We start from the raw sequence: 14,099 nt of genomic DNA on the forward strand, positions 1-14,099 counted from the left end.
GAGCAAAAATATGAACAACTAAATTAATACGCAGGGCCGCGCCCGTCAAGTCGATCCGTTCAGACCGGGCTGCCGGCTGCAAAAGAGAATGAAGCCCGGGCCATGAACGAAAACGGAACATCTGTTTGCCGACACGGGACGGAAATGATTTTTGCGGCTTGAACCCGGTGGCCGGGTGTGTTATGGGAGCACTACACAAAAAAACAGGATACCTCGATTTTTTGCGGTGCCATCAATTTTCCTGATAATAAAAATAGTTATAGGTAGAACAGGCCCATGGAATATGTCATTCTGGTTTTAGGGTTTACCATCGGTTTTTACATGGCCTGGAACATCGGGGCAAATGATGTGGCCAATTCCATGGCCTCGGCCGTGGGTGCAAAGGCGATTACCCTCCGGCAGGCCATTTTCATTGCCGGCATTTTGAATATTGTGGGTGCGGCTTTTATTGGGTCTCATGTAACCGATACCATCCGCAAGGGCATTGTTTCACCGGATGTGCTAAATGACCCGCATGTTGCCCTGGTTGGAGCCTTATCCGCCCTGCTGGCCGCAGCTCTCTGGGTGTCGTTTGCCACCTGGAAATCTTTGCCGGTTTCCACCACCCATTCCATCGTGGGGGCCATGGTGGGATTCGGCATTGTCACGGGCGGATTTTCCGTAATCAACTGGGCCGGTCTGGGCGCGGTGGTGGCCAGCTGGGTGATCTCGCCGGTGTTTAGCATGGTGATTGCCTTTGTGATGTTTAAGATTATTGTTCGGATTATTTTGTCCCGGCCCGATCCCGTGGGCACGGCGTTCCGGCTTTCGCCCCTTTTTATCGGCATGGCTGTTTTTGTGGTCATCATGTCCTTTGTGTTCAAGACCCCGTTGGGTAAAAACCTGGCTCTGAGCACGCCCGTGGCCTTTTCGACCGCACTGGTGTGTTCCGTTCTGCTCGGTTTTCTGGGAAAACGCCTGTTGCTTTGGTTCAGAAACGTACGCACCGGCGAAGAGGGTGCAGAGGGCGTTTTCCGGCGTATTCAGATCGGGACTTCCTGCTACGTTGCACTGGCCCAGGGCGCCAACGATGTGGCCAACGCCATCGGACCGCTGGCCCTGATTTACTTCCTGGTGACAACCGGGGAGGCCGGGCAGACAGTTCCGGTTCCATACGTGCTTTTGGTGTTTGGCGGCCTGGGTATTGCCGCAGGTATCGCCATGGGCGGCGCCCGTGTGATCCGCACAGTTGGCGAGCGGATCACCACCCTGAGCAATACCAGGGGGTTTTCCGTGGACTTTGCCGCTGCCACAACGGTTTTGCTGGCCTCCAAAATGGGGCTGCCGGTTTCAACCACGCATGCGGCCGTGGGCGGGGTCCTGGGTGTCGGTCTGGCCAGGGGGCTGGAAGCCGTGAATTTTGGCGTTATTTTTCGGATTATGCTATACTGGGTATTAACCGTGCCCATGGCCGCTTTCACCAGCATGGTGTTGTTTAAAATTCTTTCCATGATTTTGTAATCATCCTTCGAAGGAGGCGTTTTCATGCGTATTCCGTTTTTTTCCTTGTTTATTACATCCCCCTTTGACGCTTTGCAGGATCATGCTGAAAAGGTCAAAGAATGTGCCTGGGCTTTCCAGCAGGCCATGGAGTGTTATGCCTCCTCGAAATGCGAAGTGTTCGAGGATCACCGGCAGGAAGTCATTCGCATCGAACATGACGCCGATGCCATCAAGCGAAGAATTCGCGGGCACCTGCCAAAGGGCGTCATGCTTCCGGTGGAGAAGTTTCAGTTGTTCCAGTATCTGCGGGAGCAGGACAATGTTCTCGACAGTGTCCAGGAGGCTTTAAACTGGCTGTCCCACCGGATGGACAAGGGGATTCCGGAAGTTCTGGAACGCGATTTTTTCCTGCTGGTGGATGCTGCCATTGAACCTACCGAGGAGTTGAGCCGCATGGTGGGGGAGGCCCAGATCTACTTTAAAAATTTTTCCGAAAAACAGCGCAAAAAAGTCAAGGATATCATTTCCAATATCCGCCAGATGGAACATGACGCCGACCAGCGTGAATATGCCCTGATCCGGAAGGTGTTTCAAACCGAAACGGATCCCATCACCGTGTTTCACTTGGTGAGGCTGGCCGAAATTATCGGCAATATCGCAGATCACTCTGAAAACTCAGGGGATATGATGCGGGCTATGGTGGCCAAATAATATCGTTGTCCATGTTTTGCGAAAAGACCTGCAGCATGGGCGGCAGACCCCGGAAGGGGTTGCCGCTAAAAAAAAGCCCATTTGATATATAAGATCAGAGCCAGCCAGGAAAGAATACAGGTGATGTAAGAATACCAGTTGATCGGGCGTTTGGCCTTGCCGTGGCTGTCCACCTTGCCCACCCGGGCTTTGCAGGAAAAACAATGGGTGGCGTCAATCGGCAGGCTTGCAAAACATTCCGGGCAGCGTTTGATCAGATAGCTATCCGGATTGCCCTTTGTCTTTTTTTTTCGTATGCCCATGATCCCCCCTTTTGGTTGATCGGGCGCAGAATCGGCTTTTAAAACCGTATCTGACCTGATCTGCGGTTTTAAAGCCGTTTTTGTTCAAATTAGTCGGAGAACCGGTCAGATACTTCGATGTCACTGTTTTGCCGCAGTGCAGCAATCCATTTGTTCAATGCCTGCCGACGTTTCTGTTCCTTGAGTTGCGCTGCAGCGGTTTTTTGCTGTGATTCAAAATCCTTTTCTTCCGGAACCTTCTGTTCGCTCAGGTGAAGAACGTAAAAACGCCCGCTTTCCTTGATGACAGATTCGGAAACCGGGTTTTCCGGGCTCAGGGAAAATGCGGCCGCTGATACCGGCCGGCTGCTGCCAATATCAGGCACCGGTTGGCTGCGCTTGAAAAAATCCGTGGTCTGGATTTCAACGCCTGCTTCCCGGGCGGCAACATCAAAGCTGTCTGCGGAGCGGGCTTGTTCCAGAAACTTTTCTGCTGCCGATTCTGCGGCATCACGCTGCTTTTGCCGCACCAGGTCGTTTTCCACCCTGTCTTTAATGTCAGCGAGATCCGGGACTTCCGGTTCTTTTCGTTCAATGGGTTGGATCAGAAAATAGGCATCACCGATTTCCTTGACTTCGCTGATTTCCATCAGCGGAAGGCCAAAGGCGGTTTCAGCGAATTTTTCCGGGGCATCAATGCGTGCCGGCCCCTTTTCTCGGGTGAAAAAATCCGTGGTTTCAATATCCAGATTCAGGTCCCGGGCATTGTCAATCAGGTCATCGCCTTCAAATGATATTTCATAAAGCGACCAGGCCTTATCGTAAGCAATGGTCCTTGCCTGCTGCTCGGCGAGCCGGGTCCTGATTTTTTTATGGACTTTTTCCAGGGGCTCGACTTCGGCCTCCTGCCGCTGTTCCACCTTGATCACGTGCCAGCCGAACCGGGTGCGAACCGGTTTGCTGATATCGCCGGGCTTGAGGGAAAAGGCGGCTTCTGCAAAGGCTTCGACCATGTCGTCGCGTTTAAATGATCCCAGATATCCGCCGTCTTTTGCCGTTGGGCCGTCGGAATGCTTTTGCGCCAGTATGGCAAAATCTTCCCCGCTACGGGCTTGTTCCATGATTTCCAAGGCCCGGTCCCGGATTTCAGCATCCTGGTCTTTCCCTGCGTCCTCCGGGACCTGCAGCAGGATGTGGCGGGCGGTAACCGTTTCAGGGGTGCCGAATTCCTCCTGATGGGCCTGGTAGTAATCCCGGATTTCCGATTTCGGGATTTCTACTTCATCAATGAAGTCGGCTGGGTCAAAGCGCAAAAAGCGCGCTTGGACCAAGGGTCGCGTTCTGTATTTTTCCTTGTTGGCCGCAAAGTATTGCCGAATTTCTTCTTCAGAAACTTCAATATTTGAAAAGTTGCTGCCGATGAACTCCGCATAGTCAATTTTGATTTCTGTATTCTGCCAGTTGTACCATGCACGGGTTTCCGCCTCTGTAACCGGGACGGCACCCGATACCAGTTCCCGGATCATAACGGTCTGGAGGGTTTGCTTGTGCAGGTTTTCAAAGTCTTCCGGCGAAAGGCGGTTTTGTTCCAGCAACTGGCGGTAGCGCCGGGCATCGAACCGGCCGTTATTCTGGAAGGCGGGAATCTCTGCAATGGCGCTGGCAAGTGCCGCATCCGGGACTTGGAGATTGTTTTTTTCGGCAACCTGCAGCAGCAGATGTTTTTCGATCAGCTGGTTTATGGCCTGGCCCTGGATGTCGAGCATGTCCAGCAGGTCCTGATTGAGCTGATTGCCGAAGCGCTGCTCCAGGTTTTGCATGATGTTGTTATAGGTGCGCTGGTATTCATCAATGGTGATGGCCTCGCCGTTGACTTCCGCAACTGAGCTTTCCCGCTGGGAGTAAAAGGAGCCCGCGCCGGTGAAAACGAAAGCCAGCACGATGAGCCCCAAAAGGATCTTGATCATCCACGAACCAGCGCTTTTGCGCATTGAACTGAGCATCTGTACCTCTTGAGTATTCGGATATGAATTGCAAGATTGGCATCATACGGAGAAAACCGGATTTTGTCAAGCATATGCAGGGTATTGCCCGACACTGCAGCGGGTTTCAAATCCTTAAAAAAAGTTTTTGTCCAAAAAAGCTTGATGGCACCGTAAAAAGTTTGATTTCAGATGGTGCCGTAAACAGTTCAAGATCAAGGCTTTCCCAATTTCGAAGAATGCAGCGTACTTATCCGTACGTGAAATTCTGAGAAATTGCGCGTAACGCAGATATTGGACTTTTTACGGCACCATCAAGCTTCATCTCCAAAATTGAAAAATTTATGTTATAATAGCAGATATAGATTGTTTTTGCTGAAAACAATGCTTCCTTCCAGCAAAAACATTGTGCGATGAAAAAATTTTTTGTGCGGTCTTTGCCATTGAGGGGCCGTTGACCGGTCTGTTTTTCACAGGTAAAAAACAGGTGTGATGCCATGGAAAATTTTCCCCGCCAGGTCCAGCCCGTTGGTTTCGGGCAGCTCGGGGGCCGGCAGGCCTTTCTGCGTGCCGCAACCCCCTTTGACCTTCTGCCCGCAGCCGAGATCGAAACCGTTTCCGCCAATTTAACCGAGTTGAACCATCCCAAAAATCACATCCTGTTTGTGCAGGAGGAAACCATTCTTCCCCATGTGATCATTGTGCAGTCCGGCCGGCTCGAGCGCGTGATCGAGGAAAACGGCAAGCCGTCAGTCAAGGAGATTCTGGGGCCGCAGCGCATATACGGCGGCATCTCCCTGTTGTTTAACAACGGGATTTCCACCTCCACGGTTCGCTGTGCGGAAGACGTCACTGTCTATGCACTGGACCGGGAAAATTTTCTGCGCCTGTGCGTTAAGCACCCGGAGTTTGCCCGCTTTTTTTCCCGATCCATGGATGAGGGCAGAAAACGACTGTCTCCGGCCGGCGCGGCCGAAGACGCCCGGGTCCCGGAGCATGTTGCCGATGCGTTTATGTGGAAGCCGGTGGGCGATATCGCCCGGGGTTTTCCCTCCTGTCCAGCCCGCACCTCCATTCGCGAGGCGGCCGAACTGATCAGTGCCAGCGGCAGAAGCGCCATTGTTGTCCTTGATGAACAAAGCCGGCCTGCCGGCCTGATCACAGATGATGACCTGCGCAAAAAGGTCATCGTGGCCGGCATGTCCCCGCAGGATTCGGTGGAGACAATCATGTCCGGGCCTCTGATACAGATCAGCAGTCAGGTGCCGGTGTTTGAGGCCGTGCTGACCATGATGCGCCGCCGGATCAAGCATCTGCCGGTTTTTGCCGGAGAGCGCATCCAGGGAGTGATCACCGAGCGGGACCTGCTGCTGGAAGGCACCCAGTCCCCGGTGTTTCTGGTCCATGAGATTCAAAACGCCCGGGAAACCGTGCAGCTAGGGCAGGCCTACGCCAAGCTTCCGGAAGTGGTCACCCGTCTGCTGTCAAGCGGCCTGAGAGCCGGCCATGTCAACGGCATTATCACCGCCATCACCGATGCGGTGCTGGCTCGTGTCATGGAGATGACCCTGGCTGACATGGGATCCCCGCCGGCAGAATTCGCATTTCTGCTTTTTGGCAGTGAGGGCAGAAAGGAACAGACGCTTAAGACCGATCAGGACAATGCCATTGTTTTTGCAGACGTGGCCGAACAAGACAGGGAAGCGGTAAACCGCTATTTTCTCGAGCTTGGCACCCGTGTCTGTGACCAGCTGCATGAAATCGGCCAGCAGCACTGTGAATTCCATATCATGGCCAAAAATCCTGACTGGTGCCAGCCTTTGTCTGTGTGGAAAAAATATTACCGGAAATGGGTGATCAGTGATGATCCGGACCGGATTTTAAATGCCGGGATTTTTTTTGATTTCCGTCTTGGACACGGCAGCCCGGATCTTGTGGCGCAACTGCATTCAGCCCTGTTTGCCGAGCTGGCTGAATGGCCCGGCCTGCTGCGGCACATGGCCAGAAACTCCCTTCATTACCGCCCGCCCCTGGGATTTTTCGGAAATTTTGTGCTCCAGGAAAAGGGCCGGGGAAAAGGTGCCCTGGATATTAAAAGCGCCATGCGCCTGGTGGTGGATTTCGGCCGGATTTACGCCATGCAGACCCAAATGACCGAAACCAATACGGTCAAGCGCCTCCGGGCCCTGTATGATCAGCAGCGCCTTGACAAGGAAGCCTTTGATGATTTGGTCCATGCTTATGAATTTCTCATGCACCAGCGTCTCAGACATCAGAGCCGGGTCTTGGAAAGCGGCCGGGGCGAGGTCAACAATTATCTGAGGCCGGTTGATTTGACCACCATTGACCAGCAGGCATTAAAGGAGGCGTTTAAGCAGATCCGTGTGGCCCAGGCCAAACTGCGCGTGGATTTTTTTCTGTACCTGCCATAAGGGGCAAAAGTAGCCGGTTAAAAACCCGGCACGCATTTTTTCAGCATTCTGGCAAGCGGCGAGCCCTGTTTTTCCGACTTGGTACAGGTCCGGACATGCTGGCGCAGATAGTCCTCGGTGAGGGTAAAAGGCGCTACCGCCTCGGGATTTTTTTCAATGGCCCGCACAAAACCTCTGACCACTTCCGGATCAAACGTGGTGCCGGCCTGTTCCAGCAGCAGGGACATGGCTTTTTTTACACCAACGGTTTGTGTGCCGGGACGCTGGGAGGTCATGGCGTCAAAGCTGTCGGTTACCGCAATAATCCTTGCCCCCAGGGGGATGGCTTCTCCGGTCAAACCTTCGGGGTAGCCGGTGCCGTTGTAGCGTTCATGGTGACTGCGGATCAGGTCTGCTACGTTGGCCAGCGAGGATAAGGGGGCGATGATGCGGGCGCCGATGACCGGGTGCTTTTTTATGGTTTCCATGTCTCCGGGCATCAGGTTGCCCAGGTTGGCCAGGATTGTGTCATCCATGGCGATTTTGCCGATGTCATGGAGCAGCCCGGCATGATAGATGGTATCGGCCTCTTTTTCTCCCAGGTCCATTTCCAGGGCGGTCATATGGGCATAGTTGGCCACGTTTAACGAATGACCGTGGGTGCACATGTCCTTGGCCTCCAGGGCCAGAACCAGTCCCTCGATGGTTTCCCGAAAGGCCTTAAGCATTTTTTCATCATAGCGAAAGGCCTTGTGAAGGGCAATGGCGCCCTGTCTGCCCGAGGCGCGGACAAACTCGATTTCACTTTTCAAAAGCGGTCTGGGACGGCTGAAATAGACCGCCAGAATGCCTCTGTAGGGCTCTGCAATGGGAAAGGGAATGCCCAGGATGGATGTGACCATCTGTTTGCCCAGGGTGGTTGTGCTCGGAATTCTGGGATCGCCTCTTACATCCTCGAAATAGATATCTTTTTCATCGTGAAATTCAAACACTTCCTCCAGGGTTTCATAGCTGACCTGCGACAGATTCTCCATTTGAAATCCGGATGTGGCTTTCATGTGAATGGCACAGGAGTTGGTATCCACGATCCAGTAAATACACCCCCGGGCCTCCATGATTTCCTGGATGTTTTCCACGATGGTTTTCAGGATGTCGGCGGTCTGCTCCCCCTGATGAATGGCGGCGCTGATTTTGCGGAAGGTTTCCAGGTACCGGGTTTGCTGGATGGCATTTTTGACAGTGGCCGCGCTTTGGGTGCAAACGGCCCTTTGCAGCCGCGGATTGGTTTCTTCCCCGCTTAAGGCCCGGTCAAAGCAGAGCCACAGGACCATGGTCATGTCCTCGGCCACGGAAAAGGGCAGACCCATGACAGAGCAGATATTTTCTCCGGCGGCTGTCAGCAGGCCGGAAACCCGAATGTCTGCGGCGGCGTTTTCGATAAAGGCGGGCTGGTGCCGGCGCAGTTGGGGGATATCTGCAGTTTCGGGCATTTCAATGATTTTTTCGGCGCTTTTTTCAAGGCCTGCGGCAGCAAGGACCCGGGTTTCGGTTTTCAGCGGATCCAGCCGGCATATCATGCAGGCCTTTGCATCGAAAATATCGGCTACCGCGCTGACCAGATTTTGCAGGCTTTCCTGGAAATCGATGCTGTGGCCCAGGGGAGGGTCGGCATTTGCGGTGTGTTGCAGCAGCCGGTTGTATTCAAAGGATTCAGACATTTTTTATAACCATAAGTAAAGAAAACAGCCCACAAATACGATGGTAATGGCCATGGCTGTTGACATCCGGATCATGGAAAGCCCGGAGGCGTTCTTGGTGCCAAGCAGGATAACGGCCAGGGCGTAGATGGAAGCCAGAAACAGCAATAACAGCACGGCCGTCCCGTTGATCCCGGACTGTATGGCGGCCAGCACCGGCGCCAGGGGCCACAGACCAATAAACGAGATGCCAAGGTTGAAATAAACCGGAAAAAAGGATGTGTTGCCGCCAACACCCCGGGAAAATACCCACAAAAACATGGCAGCGCCCGCATGCATGAAAAAGGCCACAGCCACCCCCACCAGAATGATGGTCACCCTGGAGGCCGGTGGCAGGGGTTCAGCCGCCGGGCTGCCGGCCATCATGGAGCTGCTGAAATACAGGGAAAAAAGAGCGTGGAGAATTCCGAAAACCGATATGTTGACCACGCAGTACCACACTGTTCGGTTTTCCGCCATAATGGCTGGATATGCGCTTTCATCAAGCCTGAGCACGGCCTGCATGGCCGATGGGTAGTTCATCCTGACTCCTGGTAAGTATTTTTTGGGATTTGGGGTTTTTCATCTGTCATCACCAACCAATAAAAAAATAACTTTTTGATTTTACTTAATAGTTAAACATTTAAAACTTAACACTGCCTGTAAAAAAGACTTTTTACAGGCTCATCAAAGTTATAATAACCACAAAAACAGGCAGAAGAAAGGCATTTTTGCCCTTCTCCTGCCTGTTTGCGGTTAAGGTGTCAATTGGCTGATGTCGCCTACCAGGGCTGCATGCCCCAGTAGAATACAATTGCGCTTAGAATCACCAGTACAATGGGCATGGCAACGCCATTGTATCTGGCTTCGTCATAATCAATGCCCCAGCCGTGGATCCGGTCGATCATCTTCTTGTCCTCAAGGCTCGGGGCTGCCATCTGCAGCTTGTTAAAGATAAAAGACAGGATGATAAACGAAGCAAATGACAGGGGCACGGTGACCATGGCCCCGGACATCCCCAGTGCGGCCACCAGGCCTTTGCCAACGACAATATTGCCCAGCACATGCGGGGAGATGATGATATAGACGATGCCGCAGGCCGCCGAGGAAATGATCATGGCGACCTTGTTGGCCTGTTTCCACCAGACCCCCAGCAGAATACTCGGGCTCACTGCAGTGGCCAGAAGCCCGAATGCCCAGAGAATACTGGTGACCAGAAACGGCGGCGGGCTGAAAGCCAGCAGGATGGTGATGATGCCGGCAATACCCAGGGCCAGATAGCCCCAGCGCATTTTTTTGGCGCCCGGCATTTTCGGGGCCAGAATGCCCAGCAGGTCACCGCCGATGAGTCCGGCAATGGCCATGAGGTTGCCGTTGATTGTGGACATGCCGGCGGCCACCGCACCGCCCACCACAAACGCAGCCACAATGGCCGGGTTGTAGAACACGTTTAAGATCAAAATGGTCTGGTCCGGTTTGGCAATTTCATGACCGGTCAGGGCCGTAAAATAGTTTCCGGCAAACCCGGCCGTGTAGGCCCCGGAAAACAACAGCCCCAGAAACAGGATAAACCACACAACCGACCAGCGGGCGCTTTTGATGCTCGATGAGGTAAACACGCGCATGGCCAGATGGGGCAGGGCAATGGGGCCCATGGTAAAGGCCGGAATCAGTGCGAAATACCATCGGTAGTCGTATTTCATGTCAAAAAATTCCGGTATCTGCTTGAGCATTCCCGGCACCATGTCGCCGTAGGCCAGGGGCGGAAACCACCAGCCCGAAGACCCCATGGCCTTCATGATCGCGCTCATGGGAACCACCATGGCAATGATCATGACAACCATCTGGAAGGCCGCGTTATAAGAGGCTCCGTACATGCCGCCCATTGTGATAAACCCGATGGTGGCAATGCCCACGATGACCAGGGCATATTTGTAGGGCAGGCCAAAGAGCACTTCAAAGGCCATGCCCAGCCCGATCATCTGGCCCAGGGCGTACATGACCATGCTCAGACACATCCAGACGATGATCACAATGGCCGCCTCATTCCCGTAGCGCACCTTGATAAACGAGGCGGGCGTAAAGGCCTTCATTCTGCGCAGACATGTGCCGTAGAGCAATGTGAGCAGCGGAATGGACAAGGCCCACTGGATCCACAGGTACACAAAGGGCGCCTGGAGTTTGTAGATCAGGGCGATCACTCCCATAAACGTGGCCAGGCTGGCCCAGGTGGCCCCCATGGCCAGACCGTTGGCTACAGGGCCGATGGAGAATCCGGCGGCATACAGGTCTTCTTCACTGGTGGTTTTTTTGGCCGCCCACCAGCCCACATAGTAGAAGATGGCAAACAGGATGACCACAACAGCAATGCCCATCCACATGCTCGGCAATACAAATTCGGTTGCTTCCATGTATATTCCCCTCCTGATTTAGACAGTGTCACCGGAATTTTTGTCCTCAAGCGAGCTGGTATATGCATCCATCTCATCGTCGAACTTGTTGAGCACCACAGCCATAATAATGGCCAGGATGAGCAGGCCGAACCATCCCACCAGGATGGGAACAATGTAATGTACCGGAAATCCCCACATGGAGCCTCCCTGCAGGGACGGAAACAGTTTGAAAAATTGCGCAAAGTGCCCTAATGGCAACAAAATGAGCACGAACAGCACAGTGTTGCGGAGTTCCTTTTTGTACAGCTGTTCCTTCATACTTCCCCTCCTTTTTGTGGTTTAGTCTTTTTTCTTGGAGCTCAGCTCGGGAAACTCATGGTAATAATATTCGTTTTTGGCTTTTTCCTCTCCCTTGTTCTTTTTGATGATTTCGCCTTCCCGCAGCTCAATGCGCCGGATTTTGCCGCTGATGGTCTTGGGCACTTCCGTGGCAAATTCTATGATCCTGGGGATTTTGAACTTGGCCAGGATGCCGATGGTGTGCTGGAACAATTCCAGGGCCAGGTCCCGGGTGGGTTCATAGCCCGGGGAAAGAATCACAAAGGCCTTGACCAGTTGGTAGCGGTTGGGATCCGGGCTGCCCACCACGGCGGCCTCGGCCACGGCCGGATGTTCGATCAGGGCACTTTCCACCTCAAACGGGCCCACCCGGAAGTCAGAGGATTTGATCACATCATCGGCCCGGCCCACGAACCACCAGTAGCCGTCTTCGTCAAAATAGGCCCGGTCGCCGGTGTAATAGAAATTATTGACAAAAACCTCTTTCATTTTTTCCGGGTTACCAATGTATTCGGTAAACAGGCCAATGGCCCGCCACCGGTCAAGGCGAACAACAATGTGGCCGACTTCCTCGGGTTTGGTGATCTCGTTGCCCTCGTCATCGGCAAGGGTGATATCATGCATGAATGAAGGTTCTCCAAAGGAGCCAAGGCGCATCCGGCCTTCCATCCAGGGCGAGTTGCCGATCATGGCCGTGGATTCAGTCTGGCCGTAGAAATCCCGGATTTCCGTGCCCGTGTATTTTTTCCACTGCTGGATGACTTCCGGGTTCAGCGGTTCACCGGCACTCACCGAAGATCTCAGGTGGGAGAAGTCAAACTGGCCCAGATCAAGTCCCACAAAAGCCCGCCATGCCGTTGGCGGGGCGCAGAAGGTGCTGACCTTGAACTTGGATACATAATCGAGATAGGTCTTGGGATCCAGGGCGGTGAAATGAAAGCCCGCCACAATGGCGCCCACGTTGAGCGGGGCAAAAAAGCTGCTCCAGGCCCACTTGGCCCAGCCCGGGGCAGACAGGTTGTGGTGCACCTCTCCCGGACGGATGCCGATGAAAACGGCTGAGGACAGGTGCCCGATGGGATAAGACGTGGCGCTTTGCCCCACCTGCTTGGCCAGCCCAGTGGTGCCGGAGGTGAAAAAGCAGATCAGCACGTCGTCTTTTTTGATTTTGGCCCCTTCGGCGGAGCCTGATTCGTTGGCCAGCTCGCTGTAGCTGATCCAGCCGTCTCTTTTGCCCAAAACGATCTTGATCTTGGGTTGGGCGCCGGTTTCTGCAAGGGCCTCATCAATGGCCGCGGCAGCGGTTTCCTCTGCCACAATGCTGTCCGGGGCATAGTTTTCAAACCGGAACTGCAGTTCCCGCACGGTCATGGACGTGGCCGTGGGCACATTGATCAATCCGCCCTTGAGGCAGGCCAGGGTGGCAAACCAGGTTTCCGGCACAATGGGGATCATCATGTACATGTTCTGGCCTTGCTCAATGCCGTGCTTGCGCAGGAAATTCAGGCACCGGTTGCCTTCTTCGGCCAGCTGCCTGTAGGTGTAGGTGCGCTGTTCCCCGTTGGTTATGTCCGCCCATTGCAGGGCCGGCTGATCACCGCGTTCTTTTACATGCAGTCCTTCCAGGATTTCTTCTGCCCAGTTGAAATGGCTCGGCAGCTCCATGTGGTTGAGCTTTTCGAATAACGCCTTTGCTTTTTCCCGGCGTTTGGTCATGTCATCTGTGGTGTTGACTTCCATGACTTCCTTGTAGATGTTCTCCAGTGCCATTCGGGGTCTCCTCCTGTGTGTTCATGTTTTGTTTCGGGTGAACGGCTTGAAATCGTACAAGACGTTGCTTTGTTTTAAAAATTTCTGTTGCTGCTGCAAACAGTGTTTAAAAAAGTCAAAAAAAGCAGATCCTGCACGAGTCCGTATACAAACGACAAAATTACATGAAGTGCGAATTGGAAATCAGCGAAGCTTCCAGTCGGGTTTGCGTTTGTTTAAAAACGCGTCCACGCCCTCGTGGGCATCTTCTGTGCTGCAGAGCATGGCAAAATGATTGTTGGCCATTTCATAGGCCCTTGAATACTCAAGGTCTTCCATCTGATAAAAGGATCTTTTGCCCAGCTGTACGGCAAGGGGGCTTTTGCCGGCAATTTTGCGGGCCAGGGAAAGGGTTTCTTCTTCCAGTTGATCTTTGGGCACCACCTTGTTGACAAGACCGATGCGCCAGGCTTCCTCGCCTGTGATCATCTCTCCGGTGATCACCAGTTCCAGGGCTTTTTTGCGCCCCAGGTTGCGCGACAGGGCAACAGCCGGACCCATGCAGAAAAGCCCGACATTTACAGCCGTGGCGCCGAACCGGGCCCCTTCCGCGGCCACGGCCAGGTCGGCCGAAGCCACCACGCCGATGCCGTTTGCCACGGCCAGGTCCTGCACGCTTGCAATCACCGGGGTTCCCATGTCAGCGATGCGCAGGCTCATTTCCTCCATCTGTTTGACCCAGCGGTAGTAGTCCAGGTTCTGCTTGCCGGAAAGTTCGTTTACGTCAATGCCGGCACAAAAGGCCTTGCCCTGGCCGGTCACCACAATGACGCGGACTTCGGTGTCGTTTTCAAAGACTTCCAGGGCCTGGCTAAACTCCCGGGCCAAAGTGGAATTGAAGGTGTTTAAATGATCCGGGCGGTTGAACGTGATAAACCCGATGTTTTCGTTGACTTCGGTTTTAATGGTTTCATAGGCCATAATCGAAAACCTCCGTTAAAAAGGGTTTGGTGAA

General features: G+C 53.6%; 11 protein-coding genes. 3 read left to right on the top strand and 8 right to left on the bottom strand.

Annotated features, from left to right (window positions below; all coding sequences use genetic code 11):
• The first annotated feature begins 276 nt into the window (after positions 1-276).
• Both HNR65_RS11345 and HNR65_RS11350 read left to right on the top strand, forming a co-directional pair.
• On the top strand, positions 277-1,500 hold the full coding sequence (locus tag HNR65_RS11345; protein ID WP_181551624.1) for an inorganic phosphate transporter: 1,224 nt from the start codon (positions 277-279) through the stop codon (positions 1,498-1,500).
• Between the two features lie 24 nt (positions 1,501-1,524).
• Entirely contained in the window at positions 1,525-2,193 is a 669-nt protein-coding gene (locus tag HNR65_RS11350) for a TIGR00153 family protein (RefSeq protein ID WP_181551625.1), read from the top strand.
• Positions 2,194-2,258: 65 nt separating this feature from the next.
• Here the strand turns inward: HNR65_RS11350 and HNR65_RS11355 are convergent, their stop codons facing one another.
• Both HNR65_RS11355 and HNR65_RS11360 read right to left on the bottom strand, forming a co-directional pair.
• Complete coding sequence (locus tag HNR65_RS11355; protein ID WP_181551626.1) at positions 2,259-2,495, bottom strand: hypothetical protein; 237 nt, start codon at positions 2,493-2,495, stop codon at positions 2,259-2,261.
• A gap of 89 nt (positions 2,496-2,584) precedes the next feature.
• Entirely contained in the window at positions 2,585-4,477 is a 1,893-nt protein-coding gene (locus HNR65_RS11360; protein ID WP_181551627.1) for a peptidylprolyl isomerase, read from the bottom strand.
• 476 nt (positions 4,478-4,953) lie between these two features.
• Here HNR65_RS11360 and HNR65_RS11365 point away from each other — a divergent pair, with 476 nt between their 5' ends.
• On the top strand, positions 4,954-6,888 hold the full coding sequence (locus HNR65_RS11365) for a DUF294 nucleotidyltransferase-like domain-containing protein (RefSeq protein WP_181551628.1): 1,935 nt from the start codon (positions 4,954-4,956) through the stop codon (positions 6,886-6,888).
• Between the two features lie 17 nt (positions 6,889-6,905).
• Here HNR65_RS11365 and HNR65_RS11370 read toward each other — a convergent pair whose 3' ends face one another.
• The 6 genes from HNR65_RS11370 to HNR65_RS11395 form a co-directional block, all read right to left on the bottom strand.
• Complete coding sequence (locus HNR65_RS11370; protein WP_181551629.1) at positions 6,906-8,585, bottom strand: HD domain-containing phosphohydrolase; 1,680 nt, start codon at positions 8,583-8,585, stop codon at positions 6,906-6,908.
• A 3-nt stretch (positions 8,586-8,588) separates the two neighbouring features.
• Complete coding sequence (locus tag HNR65_RS11375; RefSeq protein WP_181551630.1) at positions 8,589-9,146, bottom strand: hypothetical protein; 558 nt, start codon at positions 9,144-9,146, stop codon at positions 8,589-8,591.
• Between the two features lie 239 nt (positions 9,147-9,385).
• Positions 9,386-11,014, bottom strand: coding sequence for a solute symporter family protein (locus HNR65_RS11380; protein WP_181551631.1), 1,629 nt, complete (start codon positions 11,012-11,014; stop codon positions 9,386-9,388).
• 18 nt (positions 11,015-11,032) lie between these two features.
• Positions 11,033-11,314 carry a hypothetical protein gene (locus HNR65_RS11385; protein WP_181551632.1) on the bottom strand — a complete coding sequence of 94 codons (282 nt, stop codon included), beginning with the start codon at positions 11,312-11,314 and terminating at the stop codon, positions 11,033-11,035.
• Between the two features lie 21 nt (positions 11,315-11,335).
• Entirely contained in the window at positions 11,336-13,105 is a 1,770-nt protein-coding gene (locus HNR65_RS11390; RefSeq protein WP_181551633.1) for an AMP-binding protein, read from the bottom strand.
• A 183-nt stretch (positions 13,106-13,288) separates the two neighbouring features.
• Positions 13,289-14,065 (bottom strand): enoyl-CoA hydratase/isomerase family protein, encoded by a 777-nt coding sequence (locus tag HNR65_RS11395; RefSeq protein WP_181551634.1) that lies wholly within the window; start codon positions 14,063-14,065, stop codon positions 13,289-13,291.
• Positions 14,066-14,099: the final 34 nt, after the last annotated feature.

It is taken from the genome of Desulfosalsimonas propionicica (genome assembly GCF_013761005.1).
GTDB lineage: Bacteria > Desulfobacterota > Desulfobacteria > Desulfobacterales > Desulfosalsimonadaceae > Desulfosalsimonas > Desulfosalsimonas propionicica.

Coding starts and splice junctions, on each gene's coding strand:
- HNR65_RS11345 (WP_181551624.1), top strand. CDS start 277: ATGGAATATGTCATTCTGGTTTTAGGGTTTACCATCGGTTTTTACATG.
- HNR65_RS11350 (WP_181551625.1), top strand. CDS start 1,525: ATGCGTATTCCGTTTTTTTCCTTGTTTATTACATCCCCCTTTGACGCT.
- HNR65_RS11355 (WP_181551626.1), bottom strand. CDS start 2,495: ATGGGCATACGAAAAAAAAAGACAAAGGGCAATCCGGATAGCTATCTG.
- HNR65_RS11360 (WP_181551627.1), bottom strand. CDS start 4,477: ATGCTCAGTTCAATGCGCAAAAGCGCTGGTTCGTGGATGATCAAGATC.
- HNR65_RS11365 (WP_181551628.1), top strand. CDS start 4,954: ATGGAAAATTTTCCCCGCCAGGTCCAGCCCGTTGGTTTCGGGCAGCTC.
- HNR65_RS11370 (WP_181551629.1), bottom strand. CDS start 8,585: ATGTCTGAATCCTTTGAATACAACCGGCTGCTGCAACACACCGCAAAT.
- HNR65_RS11375 (WP_181551630.1), bottom strand. CDS start 9,146: ATGAACTACCCATCGGCCATGCAGGCCGTGCTCAGGCTTGATGAAAGC.
- HNR65_RS11380 (WP_181551631.1), bottom strand. CDS start 11,014: ATGGAAGCAACCGAATTTGTATTGCCGAGCATGTGGATGGGCATTGCT.
- HNR65_RS11385 (WP_181551632.1), bottom strand. CDS start 11,314: ATGAAGGAACAGCTGTACAAAAAGGAACTCCGCAACACTGTGCTGTTC.
- HNR65_RS11390 (WP_181551633.1), bottom strand. CDS start 13,105: ATGGCACTGGAGAACATCTACAAGGAAGTCATGGAAGTCAACACCACA.
- HNR65_RS11395 (WP_181551634.1), bottom strand. CDS start 14,065: ATGGCCTATGAAACCATTAAAACCGAAGTCAACGAAAACATCGGGTTT.